At 49.7% G+C, this 14,840-nt stretch carries 11 protein-coding genes and 6 tRNA genes; 10 read left to right on the top strand and 7 right to left on the bottom strand.

Going from position 1 to position 14,840, the window contains the following annotated elements; translation table 11 throughout:
- Positions 1-142 precede the first annotated feature (142 nt).
- A complete protein-coding gene (locus NATSA_RS06035) occupies positions 143-1,282 on the bottom strand; it encodes a hypothetical protein (RefSeq protein ID WP_210511098.1) in 1,140 nt (379 codons plus the stop codon).
- Between the two features lie 184 nt (positions 1,283-1,466).
- Here NATSA_RS06035 and NATSA_RS06030 point away from each other — a divergent pair, with 184 nt between their 5' ends.
- The 7 genes from NATSA_RS06030 to NATSA_RS06000 all read left to right on the top strand — a co-directional run bounded on the left by NATSA_RS06030 (position 1,467) and on the right by NATSA_RS06000 (position 3,345).
- Complete coding sequence (locus NATSA_RS06030; protein ID WP_210511097.1) at positions 1,467-2,492, top strand: glycosyltransferase; 1,026 nt, start codon at positions 1,467-1,469, stop codon at positions 2,490-2,492.
- 258 nt (positions 2,493-2,750) lie between these two features.
- Positions 2,751-2,824 (top strand) — tRNA-Pro (locus tag NATSA_RS06025).
- Between the two features lie 83 nt (positions 2,825-2,907).
- Positions 2,908-2,981 (top strand) — tRNA-Arg (locus NATSA_RS06020).
- A 15-nt stretch (positions 2,982-2,996) separates the two neighbouring features.
- Positions 2,997-3,067 (top strand) — tRNA-Cys (locus NATSA_RS06015).
- Positions 3,068-3,092: 25 nt separating this feature from the next.
- Positions 3,093-3,165, top strand: a tRNA-Glu gene (locus NATSA_RS06010).
- A 20-nt stretch (positions 3,166-3,185) separates the two neighbouring features.
- A tRNA-His gene (locus NATSA_RS06005) sits at positions 3,186-3,259 on the top strand.
- Between the two features lie 10 nt (positions 3,260-3,269).
- Positions 3,270-3,345: transfer RNA gene (locus tag NATSA_RS06000), tRNA-Glu, on the top strand.
- 37 nt (positions 3,346-3,382) lie between these two features.
- Here NATSA_RS06000 and NATSA_RS05995 read toward each other — a convergent pair.
- Positions 3,383-4,216, bottom strand: coding sequence for a class I SAM-dependent methyltransferase (locus NATSA_RS05995; RefSeq protein WP_210511096.1), 834 nt, complete (start codon positions 4,214-4,216; stop codon positions 3,383-3,385).
- Positions 4,209-5,279 carry a glycosyltransferase family 2 protein gene (locus NATSA_RS05990; protein ID WP_336244691.1) on the bottom strand — a complete coding sequence of 357 codons (1,071 nt, stop codon included), beginning with the start codon at positions 5,277-5,279 and terminating at the stop codon, positions 4,209-4,211. The genes NATSA_RS05995 and NATSA_RS05990 overlap by 8 nt, the downstream gene beginning before the upstream one ends.
- Positions 5,280-5,338: 59 nt before the next feature.
- Here NATSA_RS05990 and NATSA_RS05985 point away from each other — a divergent pair, with 59 nt between their 5' ends.
- The 3 genes from NATSA_RS05985 (at position 5,339) to NATSA_RS05975 (ending at position 10,105) form a co-directional block, all read left to right on the top strand.
- Positions 5,339-5,680 carry a MerR family transcriptional regulator gene (locus NATSA_RS05985; protein ID WP_210511095.1) on the top strand — a complete coding sequence of 114 codons (342 nt, stop codon included), beginning with the start codon at positions 5,339-5,341 and terminating at the stop codon, positions 5,678-5,680.
- 85 nt (positions 5,681-5,765) lie between these two features.
- Positions 5,766-6,641, top strand: a complete 876-nt coding sequence (locus tag NATSA_RS05980; protein WP_210511094.1) for an MBL fold metallo-hydrolase — start codon at positions 5,766-5,768, stop codon at positions 6,639-6,641.
- 107 nt (positions 6,642-6,748) lie between these two features.
- Positions 6,749-10,105 carry a coiled-coil domain-containing protein gene (locus NATSA_RS05975; RefSeq protein ID WP_210511093.1) on the top strand — a complete coding sequence of 1,119 codons (3,357 nt, stop codon included), beginning with the start codon at positions 6,749-6,751 and terminating at the stop codon, positions 10,103-10,105.
- A 14-nt stretch (positions 10,106-10,119) separates the two neighbouring features.
- Here NATSA_RS05975 and NATSA_RS05970 read toward each other — a convergent pair whose 3' ends face one another.
- The 4 genes from NATSA_RS05970 to NATSA_RS05955 form a co-directional block, all read right to left on the bottom strand.
- Entirely contained in the window at positions 10,120-10,923 is an 804-nt protein-coding gene (locus NATSA_RS05970; protein ID WP_210511092.1) for an HAD hydrolase family protein, read from the bottom strand.
- A 267-nt stretch (positions 10,924-11,190) separates the two neighbouring features.
- The gene (locus NATSA_RS05965; protein ID WP_210511091.1) at positions 11,191-12,315 is read right to left on the bottom strand and encodes an ATP-grasp domain-containing protein; all 1,125 of its coding nucleotides are present in this window, start codon (positions 12,313-12,315) and stop codon (positions 11,191-11,193) included.
- A gap of 57 nt (positions 12,316-12,372) precedes the next feature.
- Positions 12,373-13,302, bottom strand: coding sequence for a VWA domain-containing protein (locus NATSA_RS05960; RefSeq protein ID WP_210511090.1), 930 nt, complete (start codon positions 13,300-13,302; stop codon positions 12,373-12,375).
- A gap of 95 nt (positions 13,303-13,397) precedes the next feature.
- Positions 13,398-14,729 (bottom strand): glycerate kinase type-2 family protein, encoded by a 1,332-nt coding sequence (locus tag NATSA_RS05955; protein WP_210511089.1) that lies wholly within the window; start codon positions 14,727-14,729, stop codon positions 13,398-13,400.
- Between the last annotated feature and the right edge of the window lie 111 nt (positions 14,730-14,840).

The raw sequence follows: 14,840 nt of genomic DNA, 5'->3' as shown, positions 1-14,840 counted from the left end.
GGTTGTTGAAAGTACAAGGTTTTTCGTTTTTCCGGAGCCTTGCAGCATCGCTTTGATCCGCCAATCATTTCATAATGCGTTGGTGGCGGGATTCACATAGTGAATTATATGAAACCGTTCCCGTTCAGACTGAGTATCGGATTCAGAGTGAGTGACGGATGATGATTTCCCTGCTGGTCCCCGCAAGCCTGTAAACCGATGGCTCCAGATATTCCATACGAACAGAAAGCTGCGGACTGGAATGGGTTTCAAGAGTTGTTTCTTCCCTGGCCGCAGTCCTTTCTTCCACATCAATGATGTGTGCGCGGAGATTTTTCAGGTGACCGTTGTCATCCGTACCGGTAATGACCGCCAGCATACCATCAGGCATGAAGGAGGCAGCCTGGATACGCTGACGAAAGCTGGCGCTTCCCAACCGTTCACCGTCTGATATGCGATGTACAATTGCGCGTCCGGTGGTTCTCGCCGTCAGATACCGGCCGCAGTCACTCAGAACAAGCTCTTCAATCTCATCATCGTCGTAATTAACCTCAAGAAGAAGATTACCGCGATATGACAGAACATTGCCGTAGTGGCTGCCGTCATTTTCATCACGGCCGTGCACAACCATGAGACGGGTGCTTTGATGCCAGTCAACCGTTTCTATTGACATATCATTAAAATGGGCCAGCTCCGTGGCATCACCGTCTCTGCCGGTCAGCCGGACACGCGAATTGACATTGTCTCCCTGATAGATTTTGGGATTGATCATGACGGATTTTTTGCCAAAAGGAGTTGGTGCAAATTCTGAAATGGATTCGCCGTCAGGACTGCCCGTGCTGTTGTAGGCATCAAAGATTTCCTTTCCCCTTTCGTCGAAAAAAGTAAAACCGGCGATATTATCCCTGTAGATAAAACTTCCGTTGTTCAGCATATAGAGTTTAACTGACGGGTCATCAGGGTCATACTCGACCAGCTGAGACAATCTGTGCAGCAGCGTCCCGTCGGTCCGGTACACTTCCACGGTGACATTCCCCCCCTGCTTGAACAGGAATCCGGCATAACTTCTGTCATCACTTAATGCCATCTGATTGAAACCTGAAACCATGCTGGCGCCATCACCGAACACCAGCTCCCCTTCCCGCAGTCGCATGGAACCCGGGTCGTCACTGTCATCAAAAAGGTCCGTTCTGAACTGGTCCGGAGCGAAATTTCCGGTGCCGGGTGAATAGCTGAATGAAACATCCTGGCTGTATGCGGTGGCAGCCGTAACTGACACCAGGCCGCACAAGAAGAGAGCCATGCAAAAAAAACGAGCGTCTGACATATCCTGATCGGTATATATGTGATTGAAAAAACAGATAAAAATACAAAAAATGTCACCTAATCCAGAAGTTAATCGGCAGATGACTGAGCAATTCATATTATGATTTGCTAACATTGAAGCTGCAATAATTGTTCAATACTCTACATCCAATGAGCAGCACATGACTACCCGTTTCAGTGTAATTATTCCTGTCTACAACCGTCCGGATGAACTGGAAGAGCTTATGGAAAGCCTGTCCGTCCTGAAAAGCCGGAAATCCGGAAATAATTCTGCGGCAGGCAATTTCGAAGTCATTGTTGTTGAGGACGGATCGAAGGAAAAGTCGGACCGTGTATGCAGCAAGTATTCTGATGTACTGGAAGTGCAGTATCTGTACCGGGAAAATGCCGGTCCTGCGGCGGCAAGAAACACAGGTGCGGCATCAGCGAAGGGAGACTGGCTTATTTTTTTCGACTCGGACTGCGTGATCCCGGAACATTATTTCGAGACGGTTGAACAGGTGCTTTCATCACAGGAAGCTGATTTTTTCGGTGGACCTGACCGTGCTGCGGCATCATTCAGTCCCGTACAGAAGGCCATTGATTATACAATGACCTCATTTCTGACAACCGGGGGCATTCGCGGCGGCAAAAAACAGCTTGACCGGTACTATCCCCGCAGCTTTAATATGGGTGTGAAGAAAGCGGCTTTCGATAAAACGGGCGGATTTTCAGAGCTTCGTTTTGGTGAAGATCTTGATTTAAGCATGCGGCTTATGGAAAACGGGTGCCATTCTGTGCTTATTGAAGATGCCTGGGTATATCACAAGCGGAGAACCGACCTGAAAAAGTTTTTCAAGCAGGTCTACAATTCCGGAATGGCCCGGGTGGTGCTGAACCGTCTGCATCCGGGTACCATGAAGGCGCTGCATCTGCTGCCCTCGCTTTTTGTGCTCTATCTTATTTTTGCCGTTGTTTCTTTGCCTTTTGCAGGTGGTCCCTTCTTCTATCCGGTCCTTATTTTGCTGCTGATACTTTTTATTGACGCTATGCGATGGACAGGGAGTCTTGCGGCGGCATTGCTGGCACCTGCAGCCGGTGTTGTTCAGCTTACCGGATATGGCATTGGCCTTATCCATGCGGCTGTATTGATTCACGTTCTTGGCAGGAAGCAGGCAAAGGCTTTTGAGTCAACTTTTTATAAATAAAGGGCATGCTTTTCCGGAAATCCTGTATTCATGACTGGCCGGAAGATTTGAATTGTTCCTGTTCTGAAAATTTTGATTCATGTATTCATTGATTTGGATTTGCAATTATCTTATATTTGTAGTCTTTGCAAATGCAGCGATCTGCCCATTATAAACGGGCAAATTTCATGTCTGCTGCATCTTCAGGGTGTTCTTTCAGTTAGTGATGGTGAAAAGATCGGTACGAGGCAACAGGAACATATCCGGTTGATATTTGTACGGGGCGTAGCGCAGTCCGGTAGCGCATCTGCTTTGGGAGCAGAGGGTCGCAGGTTCAAATCCTGTCGCCCCGACAACACTGATACATCGTAACCGTTACTCTTTTGCGGTTACTGGTTTACACCGGCAGTGCAAGGTGTTTTCATGTATCCTGAAAGCGCCCGTAGCTCAACCGGATAGAGCAACTGCCTTCTAAGCAGTAGGTTACAGGTTCGAGTCCTGTCGGGCGTACACAACCGCAATTATGGCGACATGGCCGAGTGGCTAGGCAGAGGTCTGCAAAACCTCGTACGGCGGTTCGAATCCGCCTGTCGCCTCAGTATCAGTACCAGACAATCTGCTGCCGCGTTCGTCTAGAGGCCTAGGACGCCGCCCTTTCACGGCGGTAGCACGGGTTCGAATCCCGTACGCGGTACATTTCCACCGATCTTTACGGAGCCCATAGCTCAGTTGGTTAGAGCGCCAGGTTGTGGCCCTGGAGGCCGTGGGTTCAAATCCCATTGGGCTCCCACATATTACGCCGCGTTCGTCTAGGGGTCTAGGACGCCGCCCTTTCACGGCGGTAGCACGGGTTCGAATCCCGTACGCGGTACCATGAAAGTCCCGGTTTCCAAGGAAGCCGGGACTTTTTTTTATTCCGGACGGCGGGAAATACCCAGGATACCCGTACCCCGCTCGTTATTTTTCCGGCAGTCCAGCCACATCATGAAGACACCGGGCAGCAGCGTCAGCAGATAATAAAACGGCAGCCAGAGCAGCGTATACATCCCGAAGCGGGTAAACCACAGCATGGGAATTTTTATGAGCATCACCCATGCGCGATGTCCCCATTTCCCGTATGAATAGTGCAGGGAAACCGGCTCCAGGCCTGCCTTTTCAAGCTTTTCGCCAAGCTCCTCTTTAGAATAACCGGCACGGGCGTGCTCATCCACAAAAAAATCTTCATCTCCGGCGTCTTCTTCAGAGTAATGAGAAGGGGAATGCATGATGAATAAGCCGCCGGGCTTCAGGGCGTCTTTTATATTACCCATGACCTTGACATCCTCCTCAATGTGCTCAAGCACATCAACACACAACGCCAAATCATACGACTCCGCCTGCAGATCATCGGTAACCAGGTCCGCATTCCTGAACTGGATTCTGCCGGCTTCGATATCTTTCTGAAAATAATAACGGCAGTCATCCAGGTAGTCATCCTTGATGTCAATGGCGTGAATCCGGGCATTCGGAAAGGCTTTGAGCATGAACCGGTCATACTGGCCGAATCCGCTGCCGGCATCCAGTATCTGCCAGCTTTTCCGTGATGAGAACCCGCGGCGGAAGGTCCGGCGCATTGCCGAGCGGACATACCAGCTCCTCAAAAAAAACAGGTCCAGAATCCGGAAAAACAGGGTCCGCAGAAAACGGGATCGGCGGATCCACGCGGCGAATTTATCCTTAGTGGGATCATAGGCAATTTTACTCATGCTGCTTCCCACCCTTTTCTGTTTGCTGTGCATGCTTTTCCTGCACATTACCGAACCCTGTGGTTGCTCTGATATTCACAGGATCGCCCTGGGTTCTGAAACGGTTCTGGTTGAACATCTCCCCCAGAAAACCGATTGCAAACAGCTGAATTCCGAGGAGCATGAACAGCATTCCGAACAGAAACAGCGGCCGGCCGGTAAGATACATGTCAAAAAACAGGCGCATGATTGAGAGATAAACTGTGATCCCGCCGCCGACAATCAGAAACAGAGTGCCGATCCCGCCAAAAAAATGCATGGGACGTTTCATGTACTTATCCAGAAAGAGCAGCGTGACCAGGTCCAGAAACCCGCGTATAAACCGGTTGAGACCGAATTTCGAGGTGCCGAACTCCCTGGGGTGATGCTTGACCACTTTTTCATCAATACGATTGAAGCCCTGTTCTTTTGCCAGATAGGGAATGTAGCGATGCAGCTCGCCATACAGTGTGATATGCTTGACCACTTCGCTGCGGTATACTTTCAATCCGCAGTTGAAATCATGAAGCCTGATGCCTGTTGTGAATGATGTTACATAGTTGAAAAAACGTGACGGTATGGTTTTGCTGATGGGATCATGCCGCTCCTTTTTCCAGCCGCTAACCAAATCCAGGTTGCGCTCACGTATCATGCTGATCATTTGCGGTACTTCAGCGGGATCATCCTGCAAATCAGCATCCATTGTGGCGATATACCGGCCGCGGGCTTTGCGGAAACCCTGCTGCAGGGCAGGGCTCTTGCCGTAATTCCGCCTGAAACGAATGCCATGGATATGCGCATGGTTTTCACTGAGCTCGCAAATTTTTCCCCATGAGCCATCCGTAGAGCCGTCATCGACCAGAATCACCTCATGCTCCCATTGCCCCGACATGGCCTGATCAATACGTCTGATCAGCTCATCCAGTGATTCTTCTTCATTCAGCAACGGAACGACAATACTCACATCAATATCTGCAGGACCCGCTGTTTCATCAGCATTTCCCCGTGATTTTTTCCCTGTTGTCCCTGAGCTTTGATTTTTCACCAAACTTTGTTGTTTTAAATTATTATTATCTGAGTTGTATATCTGTTAATATCCGAAAAATGAAAAAACTCTACTACACCATTGGCGAAACTTCCCGGATGACCGGAGTGGAACCTCATGTACTCAGATACTGGGAGAGCCTTTTCAACGAATTGAGTCCCTCAAAAAACCGGGCCGGCAAACGTGTTTACAAGGAGGATGACATTCAGCTGATCCTGACTCTGAAGGAACTTATCCAGCAAAAAAAGTTTTCCACCGCCGGGGCACAGAAAGTTCTCAGAGACCAAAAGAAACAACGATCCCCTGAAGATAAGGAAGATTACGGGTCATTGCCTGTTGAATTGACACAGGATCTGAGCCGCGTGCGGGTTTTTCTGGCAGATTTGCTGAAAAAAATCTGACCGGCTACCGGATCCGTTTCACTGACAGCATCGTCTGACTGCCAGTTCCGGCTATCTGCCAAATCTGCATCCAAATTACTTTGTTATGAGCCAAAGCTCTTCACCCTTCGGGAGTTTCCGACTGTTCACCATCGAGACCGGTCATTTTCGCATGGACGGAGGTGCCATGTTTGGTGTTGTACCCAAGACCCTGTGGTCCCGCTATTTTGATTGTGATGAAAAGAACCGCATCCGGATGACCTCGCGCAGCCTGCTTGTTCAGTCAGAAGCGAGCGGAAGGGTTTATCTGATTGATTCCGGAACAGGTCACAAGTTTGACAAAAAATTCTCGAAAATTTACGATCTGGATTTCTCGAAGTATTCCCTTGCCAGATCTTTGTCTGAACAGGGCTTCACCTATTCGGATGTAACAGATGTCATCTTCACTCACCTTCATTTCGATCACTGCGGTGGTGCCGTATCGCTTGACGGGGAAAATCGTCCTGTAATGACCTTCCCGAATGCGCGCCACTGGGTGCATAAAAAGCAGTGGGAGAATGCACTGAGCCCCAACATCAGGGAACGTGCAAGTTACCTTCCTGAAAATATCGGCACACTGTCTGAATCGGGCATGATCCGGGAAATTGATGATGATCATGTTTACGAGCCGGGGTTTAAGATACGGGTGGTACACGGACATTCATCCGGACAGCAGCTGCCGATCATTTCGGACGGGAACCGCGAGCTGATCTTTGCCGCCGACCTGCTGCCAAGCACGGCCCACCTGCCCCAGGCGTGGGTGATGGCATTTGATGTGCGTCCGCTTCAGACGTTCGAAGAAAAAATGGAAGTGTTTTCCGGATGCATTGAAAACGAAACACTTATCTATCTGGAACACGATCCGAATAATGAGATCATCACACTGTCCGAGGATCCGGCGCGGCCGCTGATTAGCTGGAGCGGGACTCTTGACGATCTTTAGCATCCTGACGGCCCGCTCATCTGCAGTTTTCCGGCACCATTTTGCCATATACTAACATGACGGTTTAATCGTAACTTAGAAGAAGATTTACACCGACGCATCACGCCATGTCCCAACATCCCGATCTTACCAGAATTGAAGCCGTTTTTCGCTCTGTACACGGCGTACTTCGCAGACGGCGCCGGCTGACGGCAGGACTTGCTGCCATTTCAGCAGCCATCGGGATGCTCATCTTGTTCCTCATTGTTGAACAGGCCTTTTATCTGCCACCGCTGGCCAAAATTGTCAGCTGGGTTGCCGTTGCGGGTGCCGGTGCAGCTGCGGGATGGCTGCTGCATCAAAAACTGCACCTTCCCGGATTTCAGAAGTTTTACCGGAAGACAGCCGATGAGACAGGCATGCCCGGCCTTCGCCATGCCCTGGACATCATCAACAGCAGCAACGAAGGCACCTCCGGGCTGACTGATGCAGCTATTCAGCAAAATCTTCAGCAGATTACCGGACAGAATCCGGACGAACGGCTGAATGCATACCTGCACACCCACCCGGTCTCCCGATATTTCCGGTGGTCACTGACGATTTCAGCATCATCCGCCCTGATCTTTCTGGGTGCAATCTTTCTGTTCAGTGACGCACTTTACCGAAGCAGCACCTTCTGGGCCAGTTATCAGCCGCCCATACCCTACGAGTTTACCATTACTCCCGGCGATACCACCATCGAACAGGGTTCCTCATTCCAGGTTTCGGTTCGTTTTGACGGAGACGTGCCGGAGCAGGTGCGCATGGGAATCCGGTCCGGACAGGAAAGCGAATCCCGGCTCCAGGGCATGACCCGCGGCGATGACGGCAGCTTCGTTTCCAGGGAAACCGACCTTTTTGAAGACAGCGAATATTTTGTGGATATGGACGGGTTCCGCAGCGAGCGGAAAAACGTACGGGTCGAACTGCTTCCCCGTCTCCAGGATTTCAAAGTGACCACTCATCCGCCGGAGTACACCGGCATGGACAGTGAAACCCACTCCTATCCGTTTAACCGGGTTGAAACCGTCAAGGGATCCGAAATCAGCATAACCACGCGAAAAAACAAACCGCTTAGCAGTATTTCCCTCATTGCTGAAAACAGCGGGGATACTCTATCTGTCTCCCCCGATACGCTGATGACGGCCGGGCTCACAGCCGAATCAGATGAACGTTTTCATTTTGCCATGGAGGATGAATACGGACTGCGCAACAGCAACCCTTTCCGTTTCCGCCTGTCCGTGATTGAAGACCAGGCACCGCGCGTCGAGATCCTGAGCCCGGAATCACGAGTGGAAGATTTTGTCGGCGATATGGTGCCGCTGCTTTACGAATATGAAGATGACTTCGGTTTTACCGGATCGGAACTGAACTATCGCCTGCACAAGGCGTTTGTTGACAAGCCGGTTGAAGGCAGCATCGACCTTGGCGTACCTGAGAACACGAGCGGAATGGCTGAGTTCGACTGGGATGTCAGCGATATGGGACTTGGCCCCATGGACCGGCTGGAATACTGGGTAGAGGTAACCGACAACAACGAGATCAGCGGATACCAGACCTCGCGTTCATCAACCCACGTGATAGAGATACCGTCACTGGCTTCCCGGTTCTTTGAACAGGATGAAAAAGAGTCGGATTTCGAGGACCGGTTTTCTGAGGTTGAGCAATCACACCGGAGAATGCAGGATGACCTTGAGCAGCTGCGCGAGGAAATCCGGACCAATCCGGATGATGAGTGGGAGCAGTCCCAGATGCTTGAAGATATCAGTGATCAGCGCAGCGACATCGAACAGCAGCTGGAAGATCTCAAGCGCGAGTTTGATGAACTGACGAGGGATATGGAACAGCAGGACATGATGTCGGACGAAACGGTTGAGCGATACAGGGAGCTGCAGCAGCTGATGGATGAGATCGATGATCCGGAGATCCTGAAACTGCTTGAAGAGATGCAGGAAAACCTGGGCAATTTCGACCAAAGCCAGCTGCGTGAACAAATTGACAATATCGAGTTCAGCGAGGAAAAGTACCGGGAGCGACTCGAGCGAACCCTCGAGCTTTTCAAGTCGCTTCGTCTTGATGCGGATCTTGACCGGATGTCCAAACTTTTTGAGGATCTCAGCCAGCGAGAGTCAGAGCTATCGGAATCTGAGGAGTATGGCCCGGAGCAGATAAATCAGCAGGAGCAAATCCGCGAGCAGATGAAGGAGTTGTCAGACAAGATCGAGAAAATGCCCGAAAGCAGTCCGAAAAGGCAACAGGAGCGGATTCAGGAAATGAGCGAGGAAATCGGCCGGCAGATGGAAGATCTGGATCAGCAGCTGGAGCAGAATATCATGGACATGCAGGATGACCAGGCTGATCCGTCACAAATGCAGCAGGATCAGCAGGACATGAGCCGGCAAATGGACCAGATGGCCCAGACCATGTCCGGTATGAGGGAAAGCATGCAGCAGCAGACCATCGACATCAACATGCAGGCCCTGAAATACATACTGGAGTCTGTCATTCTGCTGTCTGAAGAGCAGGAAGATGTGCTCAGGCGGACATCCGACCTGACTTCCAACAGTCCGGGATTTATCGAGCAGGCCCGCCGGCAGCGCAACATCAACGGCCAGTTTAATATGCTCACGGATTCGCTGTATCAGGTTTCCGCTGAAATCCCCCAGTTTTCCAACAAAATCAATGACCGCAAACGGGAGATTCAGCGCCATATGGACAGAGCTGTCGATTATCTCATTGACCGTGACCGGTCAAGGTCGACGTCACAGGAACGCCTGTCACTTGGCGGCCTGAATGAGATTGGCACCATGGTTGCCGATCTGCTCGATCAGCTTAACGACATGAGCAACGGCGGCGGAGAAGGTGCCATGAGCATGCAGCAGATGATGGAGCAGATGCAGGGCATGTCTGAGGAACAGCAGCAGTTGAACGAACAGATTCAGGATTTCATCAATGATATTGCAGGCGAGCGGCTTACCAGGGATCACATGGAGCGTCTCGACCAGATGGCACGACAGCAGAATCAGATAAGAGAGCAAATGCGGGAACTTCAGCGGCGCGGTGGCCTGGAAGGTGACCGCCTGATGAGCGAAATGGAGCGCCTTTCCGAAGAAATGGAAGATGCCATCAATGATATGCGCGGCGGCTCCACGGATGACCTGATGGTCGAGAGGCAGCACAATATTCTGTCACGCATGCTTGAGGTCGAGGAGTCGGTACACCGGCGGGATGAAGATGAGGAGGAGCGTCTTGGTGAAACGGCAGAAGATTACGATGAACAGGAGATTCCTGAAATGACCATGGAGGAACTCAGGGAAGAGATCCGCTCAGGAGCAGAATCAAGCGATTTCTCCCGTTTCCGTGACGACTATCAGCGATTGATTGAACGCTACTTTCAACTGATGGAGGAACAGATGGATGAGCCCGGCATCAGGTCCGAAAACTGAGCTTGGGAGTTTTATTACTGATCCTCACTGGCAGTGTTCTGCTTGTGCTGAGCGGGGACATTGTTTCCGGACATGTTCTTCATATTGCGGGCGATGATCTGTTGATAGGCCTCCAACACACCCCGGGTCGCTTTACCGTTCATCACATCGGCCCGTTTCCGGACTTCTTCGATTGCATTAGCCGGTGCGTAGGGTGCTCCAGCCCATTCCAGTGCCATGGTATCCCCTGAAGAATCTCCGATGTAAGCAATCTCATCGGCCGTGACGCCGTGTTCATCTGCAAAAAACTGCAACCCCGAGGCTTTGTTACACGCTTTAACGATAATGTTCACCGAAACTTCAGTGTAATGTGCTTCGAATTCGGGATACCCATCCGCGATTTTTTCCACTGCGATGTCATACACCTTCCTGATTTCATTGATGTCTGTGTGCACCATACCGACATCCGTCTTCTTGGCGAATTCCAGCATCACTCCGGGAAACCGGGACAGCACATCATCCTGAAACCATTTACGCAGTTCCAGGGACTTCCGGCGGATCTCATCGCTGAAGTGAGGTGACCAGGTAAGCTCATTGGTAATCGGATGGTAGAATCCGCCTCCGCTTTCAAAGATGATAGTATTGCGAATGCCGAGCCACTGGGCCACTGCTTCGGTATAGGGCAACGGCCGCCCGGTACACAGACTCAGCGCAGGGACATGTTCATCGTACTTGCTTTGCTGCTGCAGGTCACGAATTCGTGTGATGGCAGTCCAGTCGGGGCTTTGAAACGGAATGGTTACGCATCCGTCTATGTCGAGAATAAAATATCGTACCATGGTAATTTTAAAACGGTTTGAAGCGGAAAAACATATGGTTCAACAGAGATTGAGTCAACCCGGAATCCGCTGATGAAAAAAATCGCAGAGTAACATCTGATCCGGATCCTGGCTCCATGGGATAAACGAACCGGTAACGGGTGAAACGACAACCTGCAGGTTTTTATCGTCAGATGTAATACCAAGGCTTTATGTAATGATTCGTTTACGTTGACGGGCTGACAAGAAATCTTTCAGCAGTGTTTACTATTTAAAAAATGTACTATTTCAAGTAACGCCGCTACGATACCTGTTTCTAATCAGCTGAAGAATTTCCGGTTTCGGATCAGTAACTCTATCCCATAAGTCAGTGTGTATGCATGTTGAGGAATGTTTTGAAAAAGGACTCAAAACCTTTTTCCTGTAATGGTTCATTGCGCTTTTTCCCATCAAATAAATACACTTATTATACTCACGTCTGCTTATTGAGTGGCCAAAAGCTGCCAGGCAGTACAGTTCAGTATAATCAATCCCGGCTGCTTTCGCACCTAAAAGAGAGACCCAAAATCGGGCGTTAAAATCAATCGGTTTTGGCTGACCGTCTTTTTTATCCAGACAATAATCCAGATTTGCCAATCCACTATACCCTGAAAGCTCAACCAGCTTACACGTTGTTTTATATATCTCGTTGTGCTCGATAAACTCCATGGCAGTAGAAAAGTTATAGCCAACTTTCGCAAGATTTTTTTTAATGGACCAGGCTTTTATTTCGCCATCAATTGCAAGTAAACTGCAGTCCATTATTTCGCCATCAATCTCTTCCTGCAGGAAATATTTTTCCGGGTCCAGATTTTGGATGGTTTCATGCAACTCTTTAATACTACTTATTTTTTTCATTCCCGTGCCCGACGATCCACGAATCGGTTTTAGAATAAGATGAGTAACTTCAATATTCCAGTTGTGCAAAATGGGATCATCAAGCCGATAATTATTGGCGTGCGGAAGATTGTGATCGATTAAAAACTCATTCAGCTTATGTTTCGGAACCAGCTGATCAAATTGCGTGGGTGATGGAAGAGGTGGGACAAGTGTGTGTTTGTTGATGGTGTCTTTATTTTTGGATACCCATCGAACATAGTCTTCATTGGCCGGAATTATGATATCGGCTTGCGTGCGTTCAATGCAGGCGATTACCTCCCTTAAATTGTCAGAGTCTCCGGTTGTATGAAAATAATAGTGATCCGCGATATATTTAGAAGATGCCCATGCCGGCCGGCCATTACTGATGGGTGATTGCGTAAATATTTTGGCATGCGGCATTAATCGTCCTAATGCCCTGATTACAGGAAGTACAATATTATTTTCAATACCTAATACGAGTACTGATTTAACATCTCTAAGTGATTTTTTCATGATTCCCCAATCTGCCAAATTTTGAATTTATCAGTTTTTTAGTATTTGGGGAAGCTTTCAATGGCGACGATACCCGGGTATAAGCAACATGGCTATAAGACAAATAGCCCCAAATACAGCCGGAATGCCATAACGGTTCCTGTATTCCGTAACCTCTTCCGTGGCAAAGGTGCTGCGGTCAAACTGCTGCAGCTGTCTGACAAAACCTTCAATATTGTGAGCGGTTCGTGATATTTGATAGTACTGGCCGTCGGTGATCTCCGCCATTTCCCTGAGTGTTTCAGGGACAAGATGTGTTGTGACTATTTGCCCATGTCTGTCACGATGATAATCCAGAAGTTCGCCGGTTTCGGGGTGCGGAACGGGAATTCTTCCCCCTTCTTCAGTGCCGATGCCGACCGCAAAAATATGAACATTCATCCCCATCAGTTCCTGAAGCGGTTCACTGTATCTGTCGAAATGATCTTCCCCGTCGGAGAATATCACCAGTACCCTTGCAGGATCACTCCCCCGGTTGCTTTCGCTGTTTCCGGATGATTCAAAAGCGGAAACCGCCTCCCGGAACATCGGACGGAAGTCCGTGGTGGTTGACGGCATGATATCGGGCTCGGCAATATCCAGAAACATACGGAATGCGGCATAATCGGTTGTCAGCGGACAATGAAGCATCGCATGACCGGTGAACACGATCAGTCCGACCCGGTCATTCTGCATATGGTCAATCATCCGGCCAATTTCAAACCGCGATTTTTCAAGCCGGCTGGGACGCACATCCTCCGCTTTCATACTGAGAGACAGGTCCAGGGCAACAATCAGGTCAAGCTGTTCCCGGGTCACCTCCCTGACTTCCGTTCCCACCTTGGGACCTGCAAGCGCAATTATCAGGAAAAAAAGTGCCGCAAAAAACAGTCCTTCCCTGATTTTCAGCGTCCTTTCATCCCGGTGTGCCTGAAGGCGGGAAAAGAGTTCATCTGAAAAATAGGCCATTCTTTTTTTCCGGATCTGCTCCGAGATATATCGGGCGCCGAAATATAAAGCCGGTATAAGCAGCAGCAGAAATAAGTATCCGGGTGATTCCCAAATCATTTTTCAATCAGCACAATTTGAATATCCATCAGGTTATTACCCGTAACGCCCGTAATTACCAATCCGTCTGTCTTTCTGAAAAAATTCCAGGAGTCATTGTTCTCGAGATATGATTCGGGATCAATACCTATCTCTCTGGCCCCCGCTGCCGTCATGCTGTTGCAAACCGCCCCGGCTGCGTTCGTCTCTCCGTCGCGGCCATCCGTTCCGGCGCTCAGAAAGGTGATGCCGCGTTTGCCTTCAATGGCCAGGGCCATGGCCAGAGCCATTTCCTGGTTCCGGCCGCCTTTACCGGAACCGGTAACGGTGACCGTTGTCTCACCGTAAAATATCAATGCCGCGGGAAGCGAAACCGGATCTCCGTTCTCCAGAACCTTAAAAGCTTTTCCAGCAATCTGACGAGCCACTTTTCGGGCCTCACCGGTAACAAAACCGTCATTAAGCCATGTATGGTATCCTCTTTTCCCGGCTTCTTCCCGTATACCTTCGGCAACTTTTTCTACACTGGCCAGAATATTGTAGTACGTTTTAAGCTCCGGCGGCGCGACATCAGAGTGATCATCCTTTCCAAGAAACTTAATGATACTGCGCGGGACTTTTTTATCGATCTGATACTTTTCAAGCAGACGCAATGCCTCGCCTGAAGGAACGGGGTCATGCACCAAAGGACCGCTGCCGATCACAGCCGGATCATTGTCCGGAACATCCGATACGGCAAGCACTTCCACTATGGCCTTGCCGAAGACGTCACGGAGTTTGCCTCCTTTCACTCCGGAAACACTTTTCCGGATCCTGTTCATTTCGCGAATCGGAGCACCGCAGCTCAGCAGCTGCCGGTTCAGCTCACGGATGTCTTCAAGGTCAATTTCTTCCGGCGGAGAGCATAGCAGCGATGAGCTTCCGCCGCTCAGCACAAAGAGTACAAGATCATTCTCCCTGACATCCCCGGCAACATCAATAAGCTCAAGTGTGGCTGTGTGGCTGTTGAGATCCGGTACCGGGTGGGAAGCCTCAAACTGCTGAATTCGGGTTGTTCCGGTTTTCAGTCCATAAGGACAGATCACAATGCCATCGTAAACACGGCTCCCGAGAATATTCTCAAGAGATTCCGCCATATGCCCCGCGGCTTTTCCCGAACCAAAAACCCAGACTTTCCCGAGCTCCTTCAAGTCATAGGCCCTTCCGCACACGACCAGTTCGTCACCGGAAAGCGAAACCGATGACTGAATTATTTTCCCGGGAGTAACTTCTTCAAGACCATGCAGAAACAGCTCCCTTACTTCCGTATTCTGTTTTTTGTACAGCAGGTCAATCTTTTCGTCGGTCATATGCTCTCCGGTCGCAATGGTACAGGGTCAATGTTCATGGAAAAATAAGAAATCCATGACAATCCGTTGGATAATATGGATTTTTTACATTCAATATTTATGCTTTCCTCA

Source organism: Natronogracilivirga saccharolytica, from assembly GCF_017921895.1.
Classification (GTDB): Bacteria; Bacteroidota; Rhodothermia; order Balneolales; family Natronogracilivirgulaceae; genus Natronogracilivirga; species Natronogracilivirga saccharolytica.
This window is presented reverse-complemented; position numbering and strand designations above follow the sequence as displayed.